19 protein-coding genes are annotated in these 20,871 nt (G+C 68.7%); 7 read left to right on the top strand and 12 right to left on the bottom strand.

The window, feature by feature from the left end; genetic code table 11:
- From ffh to D0C15_RS21105, 4 genes are all read right to left on the bottom strand, one after another.
- Nucleotides 1–1,572 carry a signal recognition particle protein gene (ffh, locus tag D0C15_RS21120; RefSeq protein WP_116048291.1) on the bottom strand — a complete coding sequence of 524 codons (1,572 nt, stop codon included), beginning with the start codon at nucleotides 1,570–1,572 and terminating at the stop codon, nucleotides 1–3.
- Nucleotides 1,573–1,936: 364 nt separating this feature from the next.
- Nucleotides 1,937–4,249: a [protein-PII] uridylyltransferase gene (locus D0C15_RS21115; RefSeq protein WP_116048388.1), complete on the bottom strand. Its 2,313-nt coding sequence runs from the start codon at nucleotides 4,247–4,249 to the stop codon at nucleotides 1,937–1,939.
- A gap of 123 nt (nucleotides 4,250–4,372) precedes the next feature.
- Nucleotides 4,373–4,711, bottom strand: a complete 339-nt coding sequence (locus tag D0C15_RS21110; RefSeq protein WP_116048288.1) for a P-II family nitrogen regulator — start codon at nucleotides 4,709–4,711, stop codon at nucleotides 4,373–4,375.
- Nucleotides 4,708–6,021: an ammonium transporter gene (locus D0C15_RS21105; protein WP_116048286.1), complete on the bottom strand. Its 1,314-nt coding sequence runs from the start codon at nucleotides 6,019–6,021 to the stop codon at nucleotides 4,708–4,710. Before D0C15_RS21105 ends, D0C15_RS21110 begins: the two co-directional genes overlap by 4 nt.
- Before the next feature lie 310 nt (nucleotides 6,022–6,331).
- On the opposite strand from D0C15_RS21105, the gene D0C15_RS21100 reads away from it, so the two are divergent.
- Both D0C15_RS21100 and D0C15_RS21095 read left to right on the top strand, forming a co-directional pair.
- The gene (locus tag D0C15_RS21100) at nucleotides 6,332–7,201 is read left to right on the top strand and encodes a putative RNA methyltransferase (RefSeq protein WP_116048283.1); all 870 of its coding nucleotides are present in this window, start codon (nucleotides 6,332–6,334) and stop codon (nucleotides 7,199–7,201) included.
- A 35-nt stretch (nucleotides 7,202–7,236) separates the two neighbouring features.
- Nucleotides 7,237–7,911, top strand: coding sequence for a (2Fe-2S)-binding protein (locus tag D0C15_RS21095; RefSeq protein ID WP_116048385.1), 675 nt, complete (start codon nucleotides 7,237–7,239; stop codon nucleotides 7,909–7,911).
- Nucleotides 7,912–7,959: 48 nt separating this feature from the next.
- Here D0C15_RS21095 and D0C15_RS21090 read toward each other — a convergent pair whose 3' ends face one another.
- From D0C15_RS21090 to D0C15_RS21065, 6 genes are all read right to left on the bottom strand, one after another.
- Nucleotides 7,960–8,835 (bottom strand): aldo/keto reductase, encoded by an 876-nt coding sequence (locus D0C15_RS21090; protein WP_116048383.1) that lies wholly within the window; start codon nucleotides 8,833–8,835, stop codon nucleotides 7,960–7,962.
- Between the two features lie 83 nt (nucleotides 8,836–8,918).
- Nucleotides 8,919–9,944 (bottom strand): allantoicase, encoded by a 1,026-nt coding sequence (gene alc / locus D0C15_RS21085; protein WP_116048281.1) that lies wholly within the window; start codon nucleotides 9,942–9,944, stop codon nucleotides 8,919–8,921.
- A 2-nt stretch (nucleotides 9,945–9,946) separates the two neighbouring features.
- On the bottom strand, nucleotides 9,947–11,284 hold the full coding sequence (gene allB / locus D0C15_RS21080; RefSeq protein WP_116048278.1) for an allantoinase AllB: 1,338 nt from the start codon (nucleotides 11,282–11,284) through the stop codon (nucleotides 9,947–9,949).
- Entirely contained in the window at nucleotides 11,281–12,987 is a 1,707-nt protein-coding gene (gene gcl, locus D0C15_RS21075; protein ID WP_245976076.1) for a glyoxylate carboligase, read from the bottom strand. The genes allB and gcl overlap by 4 nt, the downstream gene beginning before the upstream one ends.
- 24 nt (nucleotides 12,988–13,011) lie before the next feature.
- On the bottom strand, nucleotides 13,012–13,902 hold the full coding sequence (locus tag D0C15_RS21070) for a 2-hydroxy-3-oxopropionate reductase (RefSeq protein ID WP_116048272.1): 891 nt from the start codon (nucleotides 13,900–13,902) through the stop codon (nucleotides 13,012–13,014).
- A complete protein-coding gene (locus tag D0C15_RS21065; protein ID WP_116048267.1) occupies nucleotides 13,899–14,726 on the bottom strand; it encodes a hydroxypyruvate isomerase family protein in 828 nt (275 codons plus the stop codon). The genes D0C15_RS21070 and D0C15_RS21065 overlap by 4 nt, the downstream gene beginning before the upstream one ends.
- 124 nt (nucleotides 14,727–14,850) lie before the next feature.
- Here D0C15_RS21065 and D0C15_RS21060 point away from each other — a divergent pair, with 124 nt between their 5' ends.
- The 5 genes from D0C15_RS21060 to D0C15_RS21040 all read left to right on the top strand — a co-directional run bounded on the left by D0C15_RS21060 (nucleotide 14,851) and on the right by D0C15_RS21040 (nucleotide 18,707).
- Entirely contained in the window at nucleotides 14,851–15,321 is a 471-nt protein-coding gene (locus D0C15_RS21060) for a helix-turn-helix domain-containing protein (RefSeq protein ID WP_162830177.1), read from the top strand.
- A 264-nt stretch (nucleotides 15,322–15,585) separates the two neighbouring features.
- Complete coding sequence (gene uraD / locus D0C15_RS21055; protein WP_116048262.1) at nucleotides 15,586–16,086, top strand: 2-oxo-4-hydroxy-4-carboxy-5-ureidoimidazoline decarboxylase; 501 nt, start codon at nucleotides 15,586–15,588, stop codon at nucleotides 16,084–16,086.
- Complete coding sequence (uraH, locus tag D0C15_RS21050; RefSeq protein WP_116048259.1) at nucleotides 16,083–16,409, top strand: hydroxyisourate hydrolase; 327 nt, start codon at nucleotides 16,083–16,085, stop codon at nucleotides 16,407–16,409. The genes uraD and uraH overlap by 4 nt, the downstream gene beginning before the upstream one ends.
- Before the next feature lie 6 nt (nucleotides 16,410–16,415).
- On the top strand, nucleotides 16,416–17,318 hold the full coding sequence (gene pucL, locus D0C15_RS21045; protein ID WP_116048257.1) for a factor-independent urate hydroxylase: 903 nt from the start codon (nucleotides 16,416–16,418) through the stop codon (nucleotides 17,316–17,318).
- Between the two features lie 30 nt (nucleotides 17,319–17,348).
- Nucleotides 17,349–18,707: a nucleobase:cation symporter-2 family protein gene (locus tag D0C15_RS21040; protein ID WP_116048254.1), complete on the top strand. Its 1,359-nt coding sequence runs from the start codon at nucleotides 17,349–17,351 to the stop codon at nucleotides 18,705–18,707.
- Between the two features lie 288 nt (nucleotides 18,708–18,995).
- Here the strand turns inward: D0C15_RS21040 and D0C15_RS21035 are convergent, their stop codons facing one another.
- Both D0C15_RS21035 and D0C15_RS21030 read right to left on the bottom strand, forming a co-directional pair.
- On the bottom strand, nucleotides 18,996–20,081 hold the full coding sequence (locus D0C15_RS21035; RefSeq protein ID WP_116048252.1) for an NAD(P)-binding domain-containing protein: 1,086 nt from the start codon (nucleotides 20,079–20,081) through the stop codon (nucleotides 18,996–18,998).
- Nucleotides 20,082–20,151: 70 nt separating this feature from the next.
- Nucleotides 20,152–20,835: an SRPBCC family protein gene (locus D0C15_RS21030; protein WP_116048249.1), complete on the bottom strand. Its 684-nt coding sequence runs from the start codon at nucleotides 20,833–20,835 to the stop codon at nucleotides 20,152–20,154.
- Nucleotides 20,836–20,871: the final 36 nt, after the last annotated feature.

The following is a 20,871-nucleotide window of genomic DNA, read 5'->3' as shown; positions in this document are numbered from 1 at the left end:
CTACTTGTTCTTCGGCAGCTTGAACTTCGACGGGTCGAAGTCCGGCGGCAGGTCGTTCAGCCCGCCGCCGAGCTGGGACAGGTCGGGCATACCGCCTCCACCTGCGCCACCGCCGCCGCCGGGGAACCCACCGGGCGGGAAGCCCGGCATGCCGCCGGGGAAGCCGCCCTTCACCTTGGGCTGGGTGGGGCCGCGCCCCTTGCCCTTCTTCCCCTTCTTGCCCTTGCGGTTGTTCTTCCGGTTACCGCCACCGGGACCGCCGCCGAAACCGAACCGGCCCGCCATCTGCTGCATCATCTTCTTGGCGTCGTAGAACCGGTTCACCAGGTCGTTGACCTCGCGGACCGCGACCCCGGAGCCCCGCGCGATTCGCTGGCGACGGGAGGCGTTGATGATCTTCGGGTCGGCCCGCTCCGCGGGCGTCATGCCACGGATGATCGCTTGCAGCCGGTCGATGTGCTTGTCGTCGACCTGCGCCAGCTGGTCCTTCATCTGCCCCGCACCCGGCAACATGCCGAGCAGGTTGCCGATCGGGCCCATCTTGCGCACCGCCAGCATCTGCTCGAGGAAGTCCTCCAGCGTCAGCTCGCCGCTGCCGAGCTTCGCCGCGGCCTGCTCGGCCTTGTCCTGGTCGAAGGCCTGCTCCGCCTGCTCGATGAGGGTGAGCATGTCGCCCATACCGAGGATGCGGCTGGCCATCCGGTCCGGGTGGAAGGCGTCGAAGTCCTCGAGCTTCTCGCCGTTGGAGGCGAACAGGATCGGCTGCCCGGTGACCTGCCGGACCGAGAGGGCGGCACCACCACGGGCGTCGCCATCGAGCTTGGTGAGCACCACACCGGTGAAGCCGACGCCGTCGCGGAAGGCCTCGGCGGTGTTGACCGCGTCCTGACCGATCATCGCGTCGACCACGAACAGGGTCTCGTCCGGGCTGACCGCGTCGCGGATGTCCGCTGCCTGACGCATCAGTTCCTCGTCGACACCGAGACGGCCCGCGGTGTCGACGATGATCACGTCGTGCTGAGCGCGGTGGGCCTCGTCGATACCGCGCCTCGCGACATCCACCGGGTCACCGACGCCGTTACCCGGCTCGGGGGCGAAGGTGGGGGTGTTCGCGCGCTCACCGACCACCTGCAACTGGGTCACCGCGTTGGGCCGCTGCAGGTCGCAGGCCACCAGCAGGGGCGCGTGACCCTGCTTCTTCAGCCATACGGCGAGCTTGCCTGCCAGCGTCGTCTTACCGGAACCCTGCAGACCGGCCAGCATGATCACGGTCGGCGGGTTCTTGGCGAGGTTCAGCCTGCGGGTCTCGCCGCCGAGGATGCCGACCAGTTCCTCATTGACGATCTTGACGACCTGCTGCGCCGGGTTCAGCGCGCCGGAGACCTCTTCACCCTTCGCCCGCTCCTTGACCTGGGCGATGAAGTCCTTCACCACGGTCAGGGCGACATCGGCCTCCAGCAACGCGATGCGGATCTCGCGCGCGGTCGCGTCGATGTCGGCTTCGGTGAGCTTCCCCTTGCCGCGCAGGTTCTGCAGGACCGACGTGAGCCGATCGGAGAGGGTGTCGAACACGGGTGTGCACGCTCCAGCAGTTCGTCGTTGTTCACCCGGCGCGCCCGCCGGCTACCTTCGAGGGTAGTCGCCCGGCTCGGACCAGCTTCGGCCACGGCGGCACTACCCGCTCAAGACCCCGTCCGCAATGGCGATGAGGTCCGTCCAGCCGGCCTGCTCCCTCTTCAAGCCGGCCGGACGGCCAGGTCCCGCGGCTGACCGGCCCCCCGGCTGCGGACGTCGCCAGACCCCCAGTACCTGGCGATTCCCGCTGCCGCCCGGTGCGGCTCCGCGTGATGAGCACAAGATTGCCCGTCGGCGGAGTCTTCCGGCAGCGTGAAGACACCCAAGTAGGGATGGGTACTTCTACTCAGGTGCGGCGGTGTCAACTACCGCAGGCGGCGAGGACCGCGGCCGCCACGCCGTCACGCCACTGCCCATCCAGCCTGCCGTGCCGTGGGGAAACGCCGAACGAGTCGACGACCGTGGGGCCCATGGTGGCCACCTTCGCCCAGCGCACCTCGGCGTCGTGACCACTCAGCGCTCTGGCCACGCTGTACAGCAGGCCGATCCGGTCGGCTGCCCGCAGTTCCAGCACCACGGTATCGGCGCCACTCGTCTCCTCGTCGAACCAGAGCACCCTCGGTAGCACCGTGGTCACCGAAGGTCCTCCGTAGTCGCGCTCCTTCGCGGCGAGCTTGGGTGTGATCGCCAGTGCGCCCACCGCCGCCCTGGCGAACTGCTCGCGCAGCAGGGAGGTCTGCGGCAACGAGCCGAATTTCGGTGACGCGGTGAACACGCCCACGCGGCCCCCGTCGTGCGCGCGAAGGGCCGCGGTGTGCACCTCCATCGAGTTCAGGGCCAGCACTCCGGCCGCCGGCGCGAGCAGTTCGGCGGCCGCCGGGACAGCGAGGGTGATCGTGGCGAGGTTGCCTTCGGTGTGCACGAGCAGCTCACCTCGTCCCGTGCCCACCGCGCTCGCGACGAGGTCCCGCTGGACCTCGGTCACCAGGGCCGGTGCGACGAAGGCGTTGCCGTGCATCACCTCCCGGCAGCGCGAGACCAGTTCCGCGACGAGCCCCGCCTTCCACTCCGTCCAGACACCCTGGCCGGTGGCGACCGAGTCCGCGATGGTCAGCGCGTGCAGCAGTTCGAGCAGGACCGGATCGTCGTTCAACGTTTCGGCAACCCTGCGGATCGTGTCCGGCTCACTGATGTCTCGCCGGGTCGCGGTATGCGGCAGGAGCAGGTGGTGGCGCACCGCGGAGGAGACCAGCGTGCGGTCCGCGGGCGACAGCCCGAGTCGTTCCGACACCTGCGCCGCGATCTTCGCCCCGAGCTCGGAGTGGTCCGCGGGCCGTCCCTTGCCGATATCGTGCAGCAGCGCGGCGAGCAGGAGCAGGTCCGGCCGGGAGACCGTGGTGGTCAACCGGGCCGCCTCGACGCAGGCCTGCACGAGGTGCCGGTCCACGCTCCAGGAATGCACCGGCTCCCGGGGCGGGAGGTCGCGCACGGCGCCCCATTCGGGAAACAGCCGGGCCCACAGCCCGGTCCTGTCCAGCGCCTCCACGGCATCGACGAGGCCCGCGCCGGCGCCGAGCAGTTCGGTGAGCGCCTGCCTCGCGCTCACCGGCCATGGCGTTCGTAACTCGGGTGCCGAGTCGGCGAGTGTGCGCAGGGTTCCGTGTGCCATCGCCTTACCGGTACGTGCCGACGCGGCGGCGACCCGCAGCAGGAGCCCGGAATCCCGGGCCGGATCGGCGTCGCGGGCGAGTGCCACCTCGTCGCCGTGCAGGACGACCCCTTCGTCCAGCGGGGTACGGGACGGCCGCCTGCCGAACCTCGCCCTTGATGAGTCCACAGTGGACCGAAAAGCGACGTCCACCGCGTAGGCGACCGCGCGTCCTGCCCCGGACAGCTCGCGTGCCAGCGCGAACCGGTCATCGAATCCCAGTTCGGTGGCGACCAGATCGGCGTCCGCGGCGTCGAGCACGTCGCGGTCCCTGCGCAGTTCCCTGCGTAGCTCCGTCCGGACGTCCAGCAGGAGTTGCCGCGCCGCCCGCAACTCCTCGCCGGGGCGGTCGGTCAGCTGGGCGAGCGCGAACGCGTCGATCAGGCCGAGATCGCGCAAACCGCCACGGCCGTACTTGAGATCAGGCTCGGCGGACTGGGCGATCTCCCCGCTGCGGCGCCAGCGCTGCCTGGCGGACTCCGCCAGATCAGGGATGCGCTTTCGTGCGGTACGGCGCCAGGCGTCCCGTGCCGCAGCGGTCAGCCTGCCGGTCAAGTCGGGGTCACCCGCGATGTGCCGGGCATCGAGCAGCCCGATCGCGGTACGGAGATCCTCCGCTGCGACCCGCAGAGCCTGCGCCGGGGTGCGTACCGAGTGATCCAGATCCACCCTGGCGTCCCACAACGGATACCAGAGCGCGTCCGCGATCTCCCCGATCCGTGGATTGTCGTTGTGTACCAGCACCAGATCGAGATCGGAGAAGGGTACGAGTTCACGACGGCCGAGCCCGCCGACGGCGACCAGTGCGACACCGGGTTCAGCGGTGTCCACACCGGCCGCCGCGGCGGCCTTGCCCAGCCAGAACTCGTAGAGGTCGACGAGCGCGGCGCGCAGTGCCGTGGCACCGAGCCGGCCGTGCCTGCCCTCCAGCAACCTGTCGGCGGCCTCGACCAGGGCGTGTCTGATGGATCCGCTCCGCGCGAGCGGTGATCCAGGTGGTGCGTCGCCGCGAGGCGCCGCCTGGGCATCGCGCGGCCGGAAAGCTGATTCATCAGACACGCCCTATCCCCCTACGACCACGTCCGGCCCCTACAGGGCGTCCGTGCCGCGTTCGCCGGTGCGAACCCGGACAACGGTGTCCACATTGGTCACCCAAACCTTGCCGTCGCCGATCTTGCCGGTGTGCGCCGCGTTGACGATCGCGTCGATCACCTTCTCCACACCGGTGTCGTCGGTGACGACCTCGACCCGCAGTTTGGCGACGAAGTCGACGGCGTACTCGGCGCCGCGGTAGACCTCGGTGTGCCCCTTCTGCCTGCCGTAACCCTGTACCTCGCTCACCGTCATCCCGAGCACTCCGAGCTGTTCGAGGGCGGAGCGAATGTCGTCGAGGGTGAACGGTTTGACGATCGCGGTGATCAGCTTCATGGCTTGGTCTCCTCCAGCTTCTTCGCCGCACCGGCCACACCGGTGCCAGATAGGACGCCACGACCGCGGCTGCCGCCGAACTCGTACCCGGTCTCCGCGTGCTCGGCCTCGTCGATGCCGATCACCTCGTCCTCGGCCTCGACCCGCAGGCCGAGGGTGTACTTGATGATCAGGGCGAGGACGACGGTCACCACGAACGAGTAACCCAGAACCGCGAACGCACCGACCGCCTGCTTGCCGAGCAGCGAAAGGTCACCGCCGTAGAACAGTCCGTCCGCGCCGCCTTCGTTGACGCCGACCGTGCCGAAGAATCCGATCAGCAAGGTGCCGACGAGTCCACCGACCAGGTGCACGCCGACGACGTCCAACGAGTCGTCGAAGCCGAAGCGGTACTTGAGCCCGACGGCGAGTGCGCAGAGGATGCCCGCGATGGCGCCGATCGACAGCGCACCCCAGGTATCGACGAACGCGCAGGCCGGGGTGATGGCGACGAGTCCGGCCACCACACCGGAGGCGGCACCGAGGCTTGTCGCGTGCCCGTCCCGGATCCGCTCTATCAGCAACCAGCCGAGCATCGCGGCCGAAGTCGCGGTGAGGGTGTTGATGAAGGCGACTCCCGCGATGTTGTCGGCGGCGAGCGCGGACCCCGCGTTGAATCCGAACCAGCCGAACCACAGCAGGCCCGCGCCAAGCATGACGAACGGCAGGTTGTGCGGCTTCATCGGTTCCTTCGGCCAGCCGACGCGCTTGCCGATCACCAGGACCAGCGCGAGCGCGGCCGCACCCGCGTTGATGTGCACCGCGGTGCCACCGGCGAAGTCAAGGGCGCCGAGCTGGTTGGCGATCCAGCCGCCGGCCACACCGGACTCCTCATCGTCGAACGCGAAGACCCAGTGCGCGACCGGGAAGTACACGATGGTCGCCCACAGGCCGGCGAACAGCAGCCAGGAGCCGAAACGCACGCGATCGGCGACGGCGCCGGAAATCAGCGCCACCGTCAGGATCGCGAACATCGCCTGGAACGCCGCGAAACCGGTGCCGGACAGGGCATCGCCACCCATGAGCCCGCTCAGGCCGAGTGCCTCCAGCGGGTTACCGAGGAGACCGCCGCCCACGTCGTCGCCGAAGGCGATGGAGTATCCGTAGATCACCCAGAGGACACCGATGAGACCCAGTGAGCCGAAGCTCATCATGAGCATGTTGAGCACGCTCTTCGAGCGCACCATGCCTCCATAGAAGAACGCCAACCCCGGGACCATCAGCAGGACCAGAGCGGCACTGGTGAACAACCAGGCCGTATTCCCTTCCACGCTTCCTCCTTCGAGCACTCGCCGAGCCGCACGAGGGTTGTGCGCGGGCAGGACGCGGACCAGGCGAATCTGCGGCTGTGCACAACCCGACTCGTGAATCGGTTACTGCGGGGAATCTTGGAAAAGCGTTGTTGCACGAGATGACGTTCGAGGTTTCGGCATCGTGAACCAAATGGTGACGCTTGTTACGGCTGCGTTTCGCGAAGACCGTGTCCTGCACGGGGAGGGCCATTCACCTCCCGTACGTCACCTCTCCGTGGCCGTTTCGTCCGTTCCGGAAACCTCGTGGTCGAATAGGAGCGTGACCACCATGGGCTCAGCTGCGCGAGGGCTACCGCCCGCTGCCGTCTCGGCGTTGCGCTGCTCGGTGTGTACCGAGGAGCTCGAGCGGGCTGGTCCCGCTCTGCGCTGTCCCCGAGGGCACTCCTTCGATCTCGCGAAGCAGGGATACGTCAATCTGTGCCGGGCCGGCGTCGCGGTGGGCACCGCCGACACCGCGGAGATGGTGGCTGCCAGGATGGCGTTCCTCGGCGCAGGTCATTACGCGCCGCTTTCCGAGCTACTGGCCACCACCGCCGCCGGACTCGATCCGGAACTGGTCCTCGACGCGGGAGCGGGCACTGGCCACTACCTCGCCGAGGTGCTGGACGCCGTGCCGAATGCCACCGGTCTCGCGCTGGACGTCTCGGCGGCGGCCATCAAACGCGCGGCACGGGCACATCCCCGTATCGGTGCGGTGGTGTGGAACCTGTGGCAGGACTGGCCGGTCGCGTCCGGCGTGGGCGATCTGGTGCTCAACGTGTTCGCTCCACGCAACGCAGCGGAGTTCCACCGAGTGCTGCGACGCGACGGGGCGTTGGTCGTCGCGTCTCCCGGGCAGGGTCACCTGGCGGAACTGGCCACCACTCTCGGACTGCTCGAGGTCGACAGGGACAAGCAACAACGGCTGGACGGCACGCTCGGCGGGCATTTCGAGCTGGTGGACCGCGTGCGGCGGGAGACGCGACTGGAACTGGATCCCGAGCAGGTGCGGCAGGCTGTATTCATGGGACCGAACGCGCATCACCTGCACCGGGACGGACTGGGCGAACGATTGACCGCTGTGACCGAGCCGGTGGCGACGACGGCATCGTTCGTGGTGTCCACCTACCGTCCCCGCACGGAAGCCGGAGCGCGATGACCCCGGACGACGTCTACCGCGTGCTCGCCGCCCGGATGCGCTACCACGCGGGTAGCACGGCAGGCAGCGGTCTGCCCGCGGTCCCGGCGACCGCGTTCGCCGACCGGGACTGGTTGACCGAGGACCTCGAACGAGCGGCGCGGATGTACGGCGGCAGGACCGAGCGCCGGGTGCTGGGCACGATCCGGTGGTACTCGGCGTCGTCGGTGCTGGTGGCCCCGTCCGTGGAGTCCCTCGTGCTGACCGGAACCGCGCTGGACCCGGCACTGTCCGCCGTCACCGTGGACCTGCACCCGGACGGCAGGATGCCTGGCGCACGGTCGAACCGGGTACTGGGGGACGATCTCGGCGAACTCGGCGCGGCGTTCGGCTCGGCGCTCGGCGCCGCGGTGCGGGCGATCGCCGAGCTGTCCGGCGCGAGTGAGCCCTCGTTGTGGGCCATCGCCGGTGATTCGATCTGCAATCGGCTGCTGTGGTCCGGCACGGCAGCCGGTGATGTGGACGCGGCCATGGCGCTGGCCCGGCCGCTGCTGGCGGCCGTGCACCCGAGGCTGCCTGCGCCCAGATTCGTGCGCGTGGGCCGGACCCCGGTCGTGCGCAGGGCGTCGTGCTGCCTGATCTACGAGGCCGGCGGTAGCGAGAAGTGCACCAGCTGCCCGCGCCAGACGCCCGCGACCCGCGAGGCACGCCTGCGAGCCCTGCTCGGCTGACGCGGCCGGGGCAGGCCGCATGGTGGCCCCGGCCGCGTCAGGTGGGGATCAGGCGAGCGCCGAGAGCTTGGTGAACTCCTCGTCCGTGAGTTCGATGTCGGCAGCGGCCATGTTGTCCTCCAGGTGTGCCACCTTCGACGTACCGGGGATCGGCAGCATTACCGGCGACCGGCGCAGCAGCCAGGCGAGCGCGAGCTGCGCGGGCGAGCTCCCGTGCTCGTTCGCCGCCTGCTCCAGCACGCTGCCCGGCTTGGCCAGCTCGCCGGTGGCGATCGGGAACCACGGGATGAAGCCGACGTTGTGCTCGGTCGCGTAGTCCAGCACGGCCTCGTGATGCCGGGTGGCGAGGTTGAACAGGTTCTGCACGCTGACGATCTCGGCGGTCTTACCGGCCTCCTCGATCTGTTCAGCGTCCACCTCCGACAGTCCGATGTGGCGCATCTTGCCCTCGTCCTGCAACGACTTCAGCTCGCCCACCTGGTCGGCGAGCGGGTAGTCCCGGTCCACCCGGTGCAACTGGTAGAGATCGATCCGCTCCACGCCGAGCCTGCGCAGGCTGGTCTCGACCTGCTGGCGCAGGTACGCGGGTTTGCCAAGCGGGACCCACCCGTCCGGACCGGTCCGCAGCAGGCCGCCCTTCGTCGCGATCACCAGGTTCTCCGGGTACGGGTGCAGCGCCTCCCGGATCAGCTCCTCACTGACGAACGGGCCGTAGGAGTCGGCCGTGTCGATGAAGTTCACCCCGAGCTCCACCGCCCGCCGCAGCACCGCGATCGCGCCGTCGCGGTCGGAGGGCTCACCCCAGATGCCCTTGCCGGTGATCTGCATCGCGCCGTAGCCGAGGCGGTGCACCGGCAGGTCACCGCCGAGCCGGAACTGACCACCTGGCTGCCTGGCCTGCTGGTTCGCCTGCGAGTCTGCCACGTTGTTCTCCTCGTTCTCCGCGTTCTTGTCGATGCTTCCCACGTGGTTCAACTCGCCGGGATCACGCGCTGTTCCATCGCAGGTCAGGTCGCGGAAGCCGCGTCGAACCGGGCCCGCAGTCCCCGCAGTCCCCGCTCGGTCAGCCCACCGGACAACCGCAGCCTCGCCACGCCCCCGTCCGGGAAGATGTCGAGTCGCACATGGGTGACCTCCTGATCGGCGGCCACGGCGAACCGGTGCCTGGTGTCCGGCTGCAGCCGGGTGCGGGGCAGCAGTTCGAACCAGGAGTCCGGAATGTCCGATCCATCGGACGCTGTGCCGCCGCTCAGGGAGAACCAGCCCGGGGCATTACCGCGCAGGTTGCCGGTGTCCACATCGGCGAATCGGACGACGCCCGCACCCGCGAGCCGGACGATCGCCCAGTCGTTGCCGTCGTCCCGCCTGCGCGCGGTCTCCCAGCCCTCGGCCTGATGCGCCGCGAGTCCCGGCGCGAGCATGTTGTCCGGCGAGGAGTAGAACATGTTGCTGCATCCGGCGATTCGTCCGCCGTTCTCCAGTGCGGCGAGGTCGAGAGCGGCCGGGTCGAGCAGTGCCGGGTCCGGTACGGCGGTTCCGTGAGCGCGCAACCGGGCCACACCACCGTCTGGGTGCATCGTCAACCGCACGTGGGTGAACCGGCGATCGCTCGCCACGGGGAAGAAGTTCTCCGTGTCACCCCGCACGGCTGCCCGGTCCACGAGAACAGTCCAGTCTTGTTCGGACAGTTCATCCGGGCTCGGATAGCCCTCGACCGCGCAGGCTGCCACCGACACCTCCGGCGGGTAGTTCCCCTTGAAGTAGGCCGTATCCACCACCACGCCGGAAAGCACGCCCGGGATTCCGAGCCGGATGAGCGCGCTGTCGTCACCCGGCTCTCTGCGCCGACGCGTCTCCCAGCCGTCGTAGAGCTGCCCCTTCGGCCCGAAGGTCTCCGGCTGGTGCCGGGGCGTCCACGGGTTGACCAGGTTCTCCTTCTCCGCGAACAGTTCGTCGGTGGCCCACATGACGGTTCCACCGAACCGTCGCGATGCCAGATCGGGCTCTGTCGTCCATTCCGGACTTTCGTTCATCACTACCTCTCTCCTCGACGGAGCAGCTGACCATGCGGTTCGCCACCGGTGACCTCCCGGCCACGTAACCACGTTCGCCGCACCACTCCGGCCAGCGGCCTGCCGTCGTACGCACTCACCGGATTGCGGTGGGCCAATGCACGTGCGTCCACCAGGAACGCCTCGTCGGGCGCGAAGGCCACCAGGTCGGCGTCGCACCCCGGCGCGATCCGGCCCTTGTGCCGCATCCCGACCAGATCCGCGGTGTGCTGTGCCATCCACCGCACCACGTCGCCGAGTCCGAAACCGCGCTGCCTTGCCTGCGTCCACACGGCGGGCAGGCCGACCTGCAACCCGGCGATTCCGCCCCAGGCCACCCCGAAGTCACCACTGTCGAGGCGTTTGAGTTCGGGCGTGCAGGGCGAGTGGTCGGTGACGATGCAGTCGATCACCCCATCGGCAAGCCCGCGCCACAGTCGCTCCCGGTTCTCGGCCTCCCGAATAGGCGGGCAGCATTTGAACGTCGTCGCCCCGTCGGGAACCTCCTCGGCGAGAAAACTCAGGTAGTGCGGACAGGTCTCCACGGTGAGCGGAAGCCCGGACGCTCTGGCACCGGCGAGAACACCGATCGCGTCGGCCGAGGAAAGGTGCAGCACGTGCGTGCGGGCGCCTGTCTCCTCGGCCAACGCGATGACCTGCTCGATCGCGAGCATTTCCGCCTGCTGTGGCCGGGAGCGCAGGAACCCGCCATAGCCCCGGCCGTGCGGCTGGGGCGCGTGCTCGATGGTGCCCGCGTCCTCCGCGTGCACGATCATCATCGAGTCCAGGTCACGCACCACCCGCATGGCATCGGCCAGTTCCGCACCGCCGAGTGGCGGGAACTCGTCCACCCCGGAGTGCAGCAGGAAGCACTTAAACCCGAAGACACCTTCGGCGTGCAGCCCGGCAAGCTCGCCGGTGTTTCCCGGCACCGCTCCACCCCAGAACCCGACATCGACGTGGACCCGGCCCCGCGCCGCCGCCCGCTTGATCCGCAGTGCCTCGACATCGACGGTCGGCGGCAGACTGTTCAGCGGCATGTCGACGATCGTCGTGACACCACCCGCCGCTGCCGCGCGCGTCGCCGTCTCGAATCCCTCCCACTCGCTGCGACCGGGGTCGTTGACGTGGACGTGGGTGTCCACCAGTCCCGGCAGCAGGGCGAGTTCGGGTTCGAGTTCGACCACCTCAGCCGCCCGCCAGTCGGCGTCGTACGGCCCGATCTCGGCGATCCGGCCGTCGACGACCCCCACACTGCCTGCCGACTCGCCGTTCTGGGTGAGCACGCGCCGGGCACGGACGAGCAGATCAAGTTCGGTCATGGCACCAACTCAATCACGTCGGGTTCCGGCTCGATCGCCTCGAATTCGACCACGTTGTCCAGCGCCGTGCCCATCGCGGCATTGCCCTCACGCTCGATCATGACCTCGACCAGCACGGGACGGCTGGTGCGCTCGGCCTCCTTGCGGGCCCACTCGAGGGCGGGCGCGATCCCGCCTGCCTCCTCCACCCGTGTCCCGGAGCAGCCGTAGGCCTCCATGATCTTGAGGTTGTCGGTGCCGTTCTCGTCGTAGTGGATGTCGACCTGGAAGTTCATCCCATAGCCGGTCTCCGCCTGCCGGATCAGGCCGAGATACGTGTTGTTCAGCATGATCAGCACGAACGGAATGTCGTACTGCGCCGCCACCGCCAACTCCTCCACCAGGAACTGGAAGGAGTAGTCGCCCACGACGCCGACCACCTCGGCATCCGGCTTCGCCCGTTTCACGCCGATCGCGGCGGGAATCTCCCAGCCGAGCGGGCCGGCCTGCCCGCACACCTGGTAGTGGCGGGGCTTGTGCGCGCGCTGGAACTGCCCGGACCAGATTTGGTAAAGCCCGATCGCGGTCACGAAGTAGGTGTCCGGGCCGTAGGTCTTGTTGATCTCGGCGAACACGCGGGGCGCCTTGATCGGCGTGCTGTCGAAGTCCTCCCTGCGTGGCAGCTTGCGCTTGAGTTCACCGAGATGGCGCACCCACTCGCCTGGCTCCCCCCGCACCTCGCGGCGATCCAGCTCCGCAAGCAGGGCCACGAGGAACTCCCTGGTGTCGGAGACGATGCCGAGATCGGGCCCGAACACCCGGCCGAGCTGGGTGGGCTCGATGTCGACGTGGATGAACTTGCGCTCGCCCCGATAGACGTCCAGCGCGCCCGTGTGCCGGTCACCGAAGCGCGCACCCAGCGCGAGCACCAGATCGGCGTCGAGGAACGCCGCGTTCGCCCACCGCTGCGAGGTCTGCACGCCCGCCATCCCGGCGAACAGCTCGTGGTCCTCGGGGAAGCTGCCCTTACCCATCAGCGTGACGCCGACCGGCACGCCGAGGCGTTCGGCGACGGCACGCAACTGCTCGCTCGCCTCACCGAGCACCACGCCGCCACCCGCGAGGATGAGCGGCCGCCGGGCGGCCAGCAGCATGTCGGCTGCCCGCTCCACCCTGGCCGGTGCGGGTGTCACGGCCGGAACCGGCAAGGGTGCGTCCACTGTGGAGTCCCATTCGATCTCCTGCTTCTGCACGTCCAGTGGCAGGTCGATGAGCACGGGCCCCGGCCTGCCGGAACGGGCGAGCCGGAACGCCTCACGGAAGATCCAGGGCGCCTGTGCCGCCTCCTTGATCTGCACGGCCCATTTGGTCACCGGCTTGGCGATCTCGACGATGTCCACGGCCTGGAAGGCCTCCTGGTGCAGCTTGCTCGACACCGCCTGACCGGTGATGCACAGGATCGGGATCGAGTCCGCCTGCGCGGTGTACAGACCGGTGATCATGTTCGTGCCCGCCGGACCGGAGGTGCCGATCGCGACGCCGACGTTGCCGGTGGTGCGAGACCACCCGTCGGCCATATGGGTAGCGCCCTCCTCGTGCCGGACCACCAGGTGGTCGATCCCGCTGCCCTGCAGGGCCTGGTAGAGCGGGAGGATCGCGGCCCCGGGACAGCCGAAGACGGTGTCCACCCCTTCACTGGCGAGGACCTCGACCACTGCTTGCATAACGGGAATTCTGGGCATCGTCGCTCACTCCTGTGCTTCGGATCGGCCGGAAAGCTGCTCGGTGACCTTGAGCAGCGCGGAGTGGTCCAGTGCGCCATAGCCCATACTGCGACCCGCTGCGACGAGCTGGGCGACGAGACCGGTGAGTGGCAACGACACGTCGGCCTGCCGTGCGGCGGCGAGCGCGATGCCCATGTCCTTGTGGTGCAGATCGATCCGGAATCCGGGCCGGAACTCCCGCGCCACCATCGACTCCCGCTTCAGGTCGAGGATCCGGTTGGCCGCGAGTCCGCCCGCGAGCACGTCGAGGCCGGTCTTCGCGTCCACACCGGACGCTTCCATCAGCACGATCGCCTCGGCGACGAGCCCGTAGATTCCACCCACTACGAGCTGGTTGGCCGCCTTGACGACCTGTCCCGCGCCGTGCGGTCCGACATGGACGATCGTGCTGCCCACCGCCTCCAGCAGCGGCCGGGCCGTGGCGACGTCCTCCTCCTCGCCGCCCACCATGATCGACAGGCTCGCCTGCTCGGCACCCGCCTGCCCCCCGGAGACCGGCGCGTCCAGCACCCGGATCCCCTTGTCCCCCGCGGCGCGAGCGATCTCGATCGAGGTCTCCGGCCGGATGGTGCTCATGTCGATCAGCAGCGTGCCGGGCCGGGCCGAAGCCAGCACCCCTTCCGGTCCGAGCACGACCTCCTCGACCTGTGGGTGGTTCGGCAGCATGGTGATCACGACATCCGCATCGGCGACGGCGTCGGCGATGCCGGTGGCGGCCGTGCCCCCTGCCGCCGCCAGTTTGGCGAGCGCGTCGGCGTGCACGTCGTAGCCGCGCACGGCGTGCCCGGCAGCGGCCAGATGCGCCGACATCGGCCCGCCCATGATGCCGAGACCGATGAATCCCAGTTTGGTCATGCTGTTCCCCTTCGCTCTCGCGGCAGCCAGTCGAGCGAGTCGAGACTGTCTCCGCCGGGTGAGTATTCGATTCCCACGTGGCCCGAGTAGCCCGCGGCCTGCAGCCGCGCCAGGTGGCCGTGGATGTCCAGTGCTCCGGTGCCAGGGGCACCGCGGCCGGGTGCGTCGGCGATCTGCACATGCCCCATGCGCGCCGTCTGCCCCGCGATGACCGCGTCGATGTCGTCGCCGTTGGCCGCGAGGTGGTAGAGGTCGGCGAGCAGCAGCACGTCGTCCCTGCCGAGTTGATCGATGACGTCGAGCGCGTGCGCGGCCGTGGTCAACGGGTAGGCGGGTGCACCGGAGAGCGGCTCCAGCACGAGCCTGGCACCGATGGCCGATGCCGCATTGGCGGCCAGTTCCAGGTTGGACAGTGCGAGCTTGTCCTGATCCGCCGGATCGATTCCGTCGATCCGGTTGCCGTACAGGGCATTGAAGCTACGGCAGCCGAGCTGGTCCGCGACGCCGATCGCCACGTCCACGTTGTCGGCGAACTCGCGTTCGCGCCCCACCCACGACACCAGGCCGCGGTCGCCCGCCTTCATGTCGCCCGCGTAGAAGTTCAGCCCGACCAGGTCCACACCCGCGTCCCGGACCGCGCGGACGAACTCGTCCACCTCCCGGTCGCCAGGCACCGGCTCGGTGAACGGCCACCAGAACTCGATCGCGTCGAACCCGGCATCCCGCGCCGCCGCGGGTCGCCGCGGTACCGGCAGTTCGGTGAACAGGATCGACAAGTTGACGTCGTAGCGCAGGGAGTGTTGCGCCCCGTTGCCTTCACTCATGAGACACCTCGCTGAGCGATTTCGTATAGTGGAATTTCTATTTCACATAACGACAGTAGCCAAGCAGTCCGGTCGGCGTCAACGGGTCGGGCGCCGAAGACTCCGGCAGCGGTACGGTTCGCCCGTGGAACTGGAAGCGGAGTTCACCACCGAGCCGTTTCGCGGCGAGGGCAGCCCACCCGGTCACGCGACACGAGCCAGAGACGCCGCGCTCGCAGCCGGGCTCTCCGTCGACTTCGGACCGCTGGGGACCGCCGCGAGAGGCGAACGTGAGGCCGTACTCGAAGCCCTGCCCGGGATCGCCCGTGCCGCACTTGACGGCGGGGCCACGCGGTTCACCCTTCGCCTCGGCTCCATCACGAACGACACGCCCGCGGGCGAGCCGGTCAACGTGCTCGACCAGCTGGTTCGGCAGGTGGAGCACGAGCTCGGAAGCCCACTGGGAGAACTCGACCGCCCCGGAAAACAACGGGCCGTACGGCTACTCGAGGAACGTGGAGCGTTCCAGCTACGCAAGTCGGTGGCCGCCGTGGCCGAGACGCTGGGCGTCACCAGGTTCACCGTCTACAACTACCTCAACCGCGACACCTCCTAGCGTCGTCACCTGCACGGTCACCATAGATTCAACAAACTGTTGACGCTCGGCACAAGCGGCCGTACCGTCTCCAGATCAGAATTTCTTTTCCGCAATGCAGAAGAATCTCCGCTCTCACGGGATCGAGAACTCACGAGGGTTATGCACAATGCGGTCGACGAGGGCCGGCCGGAGGCCGGCTCGTGGCGGCCGCATGCACGTGAGACAACAGCGGCGGCCGAACCTACGACCGTGCATCACTCCGAGTATCGAATAGGACACAGCATGTCGCCAAGCCAGGACGCGGAAGCCACACTGACCCTCGCGGAGTTCAACGAAGCAGGACAGCCGCGAGCGAGTGCCTTGCTGACCGCCTGCCTGGCCGTCCCGCGCTGGGTGGACACGGTGCTGGCCGGCAGGCCGTATCCGGAGCTGGACTCCCTGCTCGCGGCGGCCCGCTCGGTTGCACCATTGCGCACCACCGAAGTTCGTGCCGCACTGGACTCCCATCCCCGGATCGGCGAGCGCAGTTCCTCGAAGTGGTCCCGCAGTGAGCAGTCCGGCGTGGACAGTGCGGCGGCGAAGGAGTTCCGGGATGCCAATGCCGAGTACGAGCGGCGGTTCGGCCACATCTACCTCGTCTGCGCCGGCGGACGCGGTGGTGACGAGCTGCTCGCGGACCTGCGGCGGCGACTGGACAACGATCCGGACACCGAACTCGCGGTGGCCGGCGAGGAACTGACGAAGATCGCCGAGCTACGACTGAGGAAGGCGGTACAGGCATGAGCCTGGTGACCACCCACGTGCTGGACACGGCGAACGGGCGACCCGCACGCACAGTGCCGGTTGCGCTGGAAGCCGCTACCGACGACGGCTGGCGCGCCGTCGCGACCGGACATACCGACGATGACGGCCGAGTTCGCGACCTCGGGCCGGAATCACTGAATCCCGGTGTCTACCGGCTGGTGTTCGACACCGCGGCCTATCTCGGCCAGGACGCGTTCTTCCCGGAAGCCACGATCTGTTTCCGCATCTCCGACGGCACCGCGCATCACCACGTACCGCTCCTGCTCAGTCCATTCGCCTACTCCACCTACCGAGGGAGCTGATCAACTGTGGCCATCACCCTGGGCCCAAACCAGTACGGCAAGGCCGAGGTCCGCCTGGTCACGGTCGACCGCACGGAACCCACCCACCACATCAAGGACCTCACGGTCTCGACGGCCCTGCGCGGGGAACTGGAAAGCACCCACCTGACCGGGGACAACGCCGACGTGGTCGCGACGGACACGCAGAAGAACACTGTCTTCGCGTTCGCCAAGGAGCAACCGGTCGGCGAGATCGAGGACTTCGCCCTGCGACTCGGCACGCATTTCGTCGGCCAGTTCAGCCCTATAGGGCAGGCCAGGATCCTCGTCGAAGAGCACGGGTGGGATCGCATCGCCGTCGGCGACAGCCCGCACGAACACGCCTTCTCCCGATCCGGCGACGAGCGCAGGACGACCGCGGTCACGGTCGCGGGCGAACGGTCCTGGGTCGTCTCCGGCGTAACCGGGCTGGTCCTGCTCAAGTCGACCGGCTCGGAGTTCCACGGGTTCCCGCGCGATCGCTACACGACGCTCGCCGAGACGACCGACCGCATCCTCGCCACCGCGCTGACCGCGCGCTGGCGCTACCGCTCCGGCGGGCACGACTGGACGTCCTGCTTCACCGACGTCCGGCGGATCCTGCTGGAAACCTTCGCCACCAAACACAGCCTTTCGCTGCAGCAGACCCTGTACGCGATGGGTGAGGCAGTGCTCCTCGCGCGCGAGGAGATAGCCGAGATCCGGCTCTCCCTGCCGAACAAGCACCACTTCCTGGTCGATCTCAGCCCCTTCGGGCTGGACAACGACAACGAGGTCTTCTACGCCGCCGACCGTCCCTACGGCCTGATCGAGGGAACCGTGCAGCGTGAGAACGGCGATCCTGCCGCGGAGGACCCGGGACTGGCCTGGCACACCCTCGCCGCGTTCTAGGAACGTGGCCGCACCAGTTGTGGAGCCCGCATGCCTTCCACCCCCACCACGACCACCGACGTCCACCCCGTCGACCAACGTCCACCCCTGCCACAACTGATCGCGGGCGGTCTCCAGCATGTGGCCGCCATGTACGCCGGGGTGGTCGCGCCGCCATTGATCATCGGCGCGGCCGTCGGCCTCGATCCCACCCAACTGAGCCTGCTGATCAGCGCCAGCCTGTTCACCGCTGGACTGGCGACCCTGCTGCAAACGCTCGGCGTATGGCGATTCGGTGCCCGGCTGCCCCTGGTGAACGGCGTGACGTTCGCGACCGTGGCGCCCGTACTCGCGATCGTCAGTCAGCACGGCCCGCAGGACTCACTCGGCGTGATCTACGGGGCCACCCTCGTCGGTGGCGCACTGGTGGTCCTCGCCGCGCCGTTCTTCTCCCGGCTCACCCGGTTCTTCCCACCACTGGTCACCGGCACGGTGATCACCCTGATCGGCGTCTCCTTGCTGCCCGTCGCGGTGCGGTGGATCTCGAATCAGGAAGACACCGTCGCCCCGACCGGACTGCTACTGGCCGGCGTCACCATGGCCTCGGTACTGGCGTTCAACCGATTCCTCTCCGGGTTCTGGAGCCGGATCGCCCTGCTGCTGGGGCTGGTGATCGGCACCCTCGTCGCCTGGCCGCTCGGTGCCGTGGACACCTCGACACTGGCCGACGCCCCGACCTTCGGCATCGTCACCCCGTTCCACTTCGGCGTGCCCGCCTTCGACATCGCGGCGATCGTCTCGATGGCGATCGTCATGCTCGTGGTGATGGCGGAGAGCACCGCGGACATGCTCGCGCTTGGCGAGATCGTGGAGAAGCCGACATCCGAGACGACGCTGGCGAACGGGCTGCGGGCCGATGGATTCGCCACCGCTGTCAGCACCTTGTTCGGCGGCTTCGCCTGCACTGCCTTCGCCCAGAACGTCGGGCTGGTGGCGCTGACCAGGATGGTGAGCAGATACGTCGTTGCGGCCAGCGGCCTGATCATGGTGCTGCTGGGTATGTTCCCGGTGACCGGCGGGATCGTCGCACTGGTCCCGCAACCGGTGCTCGGCGGCGCGGGCCTGGTGCTGTTCGGCAGCGTCGCCGTCAGCGGCGTGCGAACACTGGCGAGGGCATCGTTCGAACGACCGGCCAACACGACGATCGTCGCGGCCGCCCTGGGGATCGGGATCATCCCGATCGCGTCCCCGACGTTCTACGAGAGCTTCCCGTCCGCGGTGCAAACCGTGATGGATTCCGGAATCAGCGCGGGTTGTATCGCCGCCGTGGTGCTCAACCTGATCTTCGGCGAGCGTACCCGGCGTCCGGAGACAGCGGGACCACTCACGCCGGAACTCAGTCAGGACTGAGTGCTTGCCGGGGCGGTCCCGAGAACTCGCGGATCGTCCCGGCAAGCACCTCCGTCCGGTCCTCCAGAACAAGCTGCAACTTCCCTCAACCTCGCCCCCGACCACCCCGACGCCCAGATGACGAGTACGAGTCCCAGCCGTCCCCCACAGTTGGAGCGTCTGCAAGTACGCCCAAGCAAGATCATCAAGGCATTTTTCCGCAACCGACACCACCGCCGCTTGGTAACAGTTAGCGGCGGAGTTGATCTTGCTTGGTGGTACTTGCAGACGCCATAACCCCGACGGCGGTCAGAGGTTCAGCAGCTGCCTGAGTTCGCGGACCGCTGCTCGGCCCGCGCGGTTCGCGCCGATCGTGCTCGCCGAGGGCCCGTAGCCCACCAGATGCACTCGCGGGTCGGCGACGGCCCTGGTGCCGTCCATCCGGATCCCGCCGCCGTTCTCGCGCAGGCGCAGCGGCGCGAGGTGATCCACCGCGGCTCGGAACCCGGTGGCCCAGAGGATCACGTCCGCACGCTGTTCGGTGCCGTCCGCCCAGACGACTCCGTGCGAGGTGATGCGCTCGAACATCGGCCGCCGATCGAGCAGTCCCGCGTCGCGGGCCCTGAGGAGGTCCTCGGTCAGTGGCAAGCCGGTCACACTGACGACGCTCGCCGGGGGTCTGCCCGCGCGGACCGCCCGCTCGACGCGCGCGACCGCGGCCCTGCCGTCCTCGCGGGTGAACGGTCCCTCGTGGAAGGTCGGTGGCCTGCGCGTCACCCAGGTCGTGCTTGCCGGAGCACCTTGCTCGGCGATCTCGATGAGCAACTGCACAGCCGACGTTCCGCCCCCGACGACCACTACATGCCGACCCGCATATCCGGCCGGCCCCGTGTAGTCCGCGGTGTGCAACTGACGGCCGGCGAACGTTTCCTGGCCGGGGTAGTACGGCCAGAACGGCCGGTCCCAGGAGCCCGTCGCGTTGATCACCGCGCGGGCGGACCAGGACTCGGTGGCACTCTCGACCACCAGCCTGCCGGCCTCGACATCCTCGCCCTCACGAACGGACAACACGTCCACCGGCCGCAGCACGGGCAGATCGAAGGCACGCTCGTAGGCGTCGAAATACTCGGACACGACCTCGGAGGCGGGCCGGGAACCGTCCGGCGAACCCAGCGCCATTCCCGGCAGGTCGTGCAATCCGTGCACCCGGTCCAGGCGCAGCGACGGCCAGCGGTACTGCCAGGCCCCGCCCGCGTGTTTCGCGTGGTCGAGCACGACAAATCCGCTGCCGTTGGCCAGTCCCGCGCGGCGCAGGAAATACGCGGCCGACAGTCCGGCCTGTCCCGCTCCGATCACCGCGACGTCGGTCCGGTGGTCCGCCTGCCCACTGCCCATACCGGGTACAACGGCGACCGCGGCCGGGTATTTCCCGCACCTGGCAGGTCTTTGGTCACAGCCGGACGGTTCAGCGGCGGCGAATCCCCCGGACGACGGCGACGACGGCCAGCAGTGCGGCGGCAGCGGCGATGACCGGTCCGAGGCGTTTGACCACCGAACCACCCGCATAGTCGAACAGGTCGATCGCCTCCGCCTCGCGCGGACTTTCGCTGCGCGGGGCGGCGGCGGGCCCCGGCTTCTCGGCAGGTTCCTCCTCCGGAACCGGTTCGGCCTTCGCGGGATCTTCCGCCACGGGGGGCGGTTCCGGTGCGGAACCGAGTTTCTCGGCGAGACAGGACGCGAAGGAGTCCAGGATCTTCCCGCCGACCTCGGAGATCATCCCGCGGCCGAACTGAGCCGGTTTGCCGGTGACGCTGAGATCCGTGGCGACAGCACCCCTCGTGGTGTCGCCCGCGGCGGTCAGCGTGACCGTCACCGTGGCCGATGCGGTACCCGCGCCGCGTGCGTCCTTGCCCGCGGCCTTGATGACGACCCTGCGAGCCTGCTCATCCTTCTCCAGGAACTCGCCAGATCCCTTGTAGGTCAGCGAGATCGGCCCCAGCTTGACCTTGACCGTCCCGCGGAACGTGTCACCGTCCACCCCGGTGAGCGTGGCGCCCGGCATGCACGGCGCCACCCGTTCCGGGTCAACGACGGCCTTCCAGACGTCCTCGATGGGCGCTGGGACGGAGAACTCGTGGTCGAGCCGCACGGGCCGGTCTCCCTTCTTCGTGGTGTGGAAGAAACC

Source organism: Amycolatopsis palatopharyngis (assembly GCF_003385185.1).
In the GTDB taxonomy this organism is placed as follows: Bacteria; Actinomycetota; Actinomycetes; order Mycobacteriales; family Pseudonocardiaceae; genus Amycolatopsis; species Amycolatopsis palatopharyngis.
The sequence above is the reverse complement of the archived record's forward strand: the minus strand, read 5'-3'. Positions and strand labels throughout refer to the sequence as shown.